The sequence below is a fragment of the Streptomyces sp. SID1328 genome, from assembly GCF_009865595.1.
GTDB lineage: Bacteria > Actinomycetota > Actinomycetes > Streptomycetales > Streptomycetaceae > Streptomyces > Streptomyces griseoluteus.
Map to the genome: position 1 here is coordinate 1 of NZ_WWKH01000998.1, position 3,529 is coordinate 3,529.

At 75.5% G+C, this 3,529-nt stretch carries 2 protein-coding genes and 1 pseudogene; all 3 read left to right on the top strand.

What is annotated here, in order from left to right; genetic code table 11:
• Positions 1-116 precede the first annotated feature (116 nt).
• Positions 117-2,132, top strand: coding sequence for a trypsin-like peptidase domain-containing protein (locus GT030_RS32200; RefSeq protein ID WP_346009789.1), 2,016 nt, complete (start codon positions 117-119; stop codon positions 2,130-2,132).
• 106 nt (positions 2,133-2,238) lie between these two features.
• Entirely contained in the window at positions 2,239-3,273 is a 1,035-nt protein-coding gene (locus GT030_RS32205; protein ID WP_161204108.1) for a MoxR family ATPase, read from the top strand.
• 7 nt (positions 3,274-3,280) lie between these two features.
• Positions 3,281-3,529, top strand: a pseudogene (locus GT030_RS35975) (hypothetical protein); the annotation flags it as partial.

Consider the following 3,529-nt stretch of genomic DNA (forward strand, 5'->3'; position numbering starts at 1 on the left):
GAAGCGTTGTTCGGCGTGTGGGGGCATCCGGGATGAGCGCGGGGTACGGCGGGGGCGCACCGGAGGGGGACGGTGCTGCGGAGCTTGCGCTGCGTGACCTCGTTCTGGGGGCCACCGTGCGCATTCATCGCGCGGGGTCCGGGTATGCCCACGACGAGCCCGTCAGCTTCCTCGGCAGTGGTTTCTTCGTCGCGCCGAACTGGGTTCTGACCTGCGCACACGTGGTTCACGCCGGGGAGGGGGGCGAGGTCACCGTGGTGTACCGGAACAGCCCCTATGACGAACCGCGCCCGGTGCCCGGCCGGGTGGCCGCGATGCTCCCGGAACAGACCGGGCGCCCGGTGCCGGGGAGCTGGCCCGCGCCCGACCTCGCCCTCGTCCGGCTGCGCGAACCGGTCGGCCACACCTGTGTGTACGTGTCCGAGCGCCCCAACCCGCACTTCGGCGGCACCAGGGTGTTCTACGCGGGCTGGACCGCCCCTCGGGGCAGGCTGCAGATCCTGGACGGCTCGCTCACCGTGCAGGGCACCATCAGCGCCTGGTCGCCGGAGGAACAGGTCCGGCTCGGGCAGAACGACCTGCCCTCCGGCGTCTCCGGCGGGCCCGTGGTCGACCCCGTACGCGGCGAGGTCGTCGGCGTGCTCAAGTCCCGCGCGGACCACGGGGGCGGGGGTACCTCCATCGGTGTGGAGCGGCTGCGCACGCTGCGGCTTCCCGCCGACGGCGAGGACGTCTACCAGTCCGTCTTCCACGCCCACGACCGCTACCACCGCGACCGCCAGCAGAGCGCCGACTCGCCCGACCCCACCTGGGCCGACATCCAGGGCGAACTCGGCGCCCGCCCCGGCCGCACCCTCACCCCGCAGCAGCGCGGCGAGCTGCTCGGACTGCTCGCCGACCTGCCCCCGCCGGTCAGCACCCGCGGTCTGCTCGACGTACTCCGCGCGCTGCCCGACTTCCGCGTACCGTCGCTCGTACCCGCCCCGCGCGGCTGGCGGGACGGGCTGGGGCTGCTCTACGAACACGCCCGGCAGGACGGCGCGCTGAAGCTGGTGCTCGACTACGCGATGGGCGTGCTCGCCGCCGAACGGCCGCCCGCGCCCAGTGCCCTCGCCGCCGAACGCGCCCTGTGGGAGTGGGTGCGGCACACGGCGACCGGCCTGGACAGCGGTTACCGGCACGCCCTGGCCCAGCGGCGCACCGAACTGCTCGGCCGGGCCCAAGCGGCGCACGGGCAGGCCGCGTTCAGTGGCGGCGGCCGGGACACGGCGGTGCTGGGGCCGGGGCGCCCGCCGCTCACCGCGCAGCCCGAGCCCTCCGTACTGCTGGTGGTGCTGCGCCGGGGGTGGGAGCCGGACCACTGCGACTGGTCGGTCTCGGTCGGCGGCGGCCCCGACCAGGAGCCGGCCCGGCTGTACGAGGGCGAACGCGCCCCGCTGGACGGCCTGGCCGGCCACGTGGCCGCCCCCCTCGCCGAGGCGTTCCGGCAGTGCGACGAGCCCGGCCGGCCCGCCACCCTGTACGCCGCCCTGCCGCATCTGCACCTCAGCCTGCCCGTGGACGACTGGCGCCTCACCCCCGACGGCCTCCCGCTCGGCGCCGAACGCCCGGTCCTGGTCCGCTGCTCGGACCGCGACCAGCTCCCCGAGGAGACCCCGGCCCGGGAGGCGTACGAGGACCCGGACGCCGAGCGCCGGGACCGCTGGCGCCGGCTGCGTCCGCGCCCGGCGCACGCCGAGGTGCTGGACTGCGACGACGGCGTGCGCAGGCCCGTACCGGACACGGCGGTGCTGCGCGGGCTCGGGCCGCAGACCGTGCCGGTGCTGTGCCGTCCCGGCGATCCGCGTTCGGCGGACGGGCCGGCCGCGCTCGGCCGGGTGCTGCGGGCCGGGTTCGGGGTGGTGCTGTGGCGGCGGCGGCCGGACGGCGTGTGCGGGGAGTTCCACCGGGGCGTGAAGACGGCCGTGGACGACGGCGAGGGCGCCCTGTCCCTCCCCGGCGTGCTGCACGCCCTGCGCGAGCAGGTGTACGCCGGGCTCACCGAGTCGTACTGGGCGCACGGCACGACCCTGCTGTACGACGACCCGCACCGCCCCCTGCCCGGCACCGGAGACCTGCTGGAGGCCCCGTGATCCGGGGCCCCGGTTCCTCCCTGAGCCCCTTACCAGGCGTCCGGCGGATCGATACCGTGAGGGACGTCCCACGGCTGCCCCCGGCGACGAGCGACGAGGACCGGACATGACCGAATCCAGCGAGTGGCTCATCTACCGAGGCGCCGGGGAACCCCATGACGGGATGAGCCGGCTGCCCCCGCCCCCGCCCTGGCGCGACTTCTCCGCACGTGGTGCCGAGGCCGCCCCGGAGCCGGACGGTGACGGTTCCCGCGACCGCAGGCTCGGCGCGCACCGGCACCTGGCCGAGCTGCACCGGCCCGGCGCCGAGGAGCTGGAGATGATCAACGCGGCGCTGTATCTGCGCCGCCCGCTCCTGGTCACCGGCAGCCCCGGCGCGGGCAAGAGCACACTCGCGCACTCGGTGGCGTACGAACTGGGGCTGGGCGAGGTGCTGCGCTGGTCCATCGTGAGCCGTTCGGCCCTGCAGGACGGGCTCTACCACTACGACGCCATCGCCCGCCTCCAGGACGTGCAGATCGCCGCGCAGGGCGGGTACGGCAGCGCGGCCGGGAGCCCCGGTTCCGTCGAGGCCATCGGCGGTTACATCCGGCTCGGCCCGCTCGGCACCGCCCTGCTGCCCTCGGACACCCCGCGCGTGCTGCTCATCGACGAGCTCGACAAGAGTGACATCGACCTGCCCAACGACCTGCTGAACGTGCTGGAGGAGGGCGAGTTCGAGATACCCGAGCTGCGCCGCCTGGCGGACCGGCTGCCCGACGGGGAGGCCGAGGTGCTCACCGCCGACGGCACCAAGGTCCGGGTGCGCGACGGCCGGGTGCGCTGCACGTCCTTCCCGTTCGTGGTGCTCACCAGCAACGGCGAACGGGACTTCCCCGCCCCGCTGATGCGCCGCTGCATCCACCTGGAGCTGGGCCGCCCGGACCACAACCGGCTCGCCACCTTCGTCCGCGCGCACCTCGGGGACGAGGCCGCGCGGGCCGGTGACGATCTCATCGCCCGCTTCCTGGAGCGCTCGCGCAGTGAACTGCTCGCCACCGACCAGCTGCTGAACGCCCTCTACCTCACCGACGCGGCCGCCCCGCCGAGCCGGGAGCGCCTGGCCGACCTGCTCATCCAGCGACTCGACCGCCCGAGGTGAGGAGCCGATGCCCGACGCACCGGCACGACACGGCCCCGACACCCCCGACCCGCTGGCCGCACTCGTGCTCCAGCTGCGGGGGGCCGGCCTCGAACCGGACGTCGAGGGACTGAGCGACGCCCTGTGGCTGGCCCGGTGGACGGGCGAGCGGGAGCCGGCCGGCGCGGCCGGGCGGGCCCGTGAGGTTCCCCCGCCCCCGCCCGTCTCCCCGCCCAAGCCCCAACTTCCGCCCCCGCCGGGGGAACCCGAGGTCCCG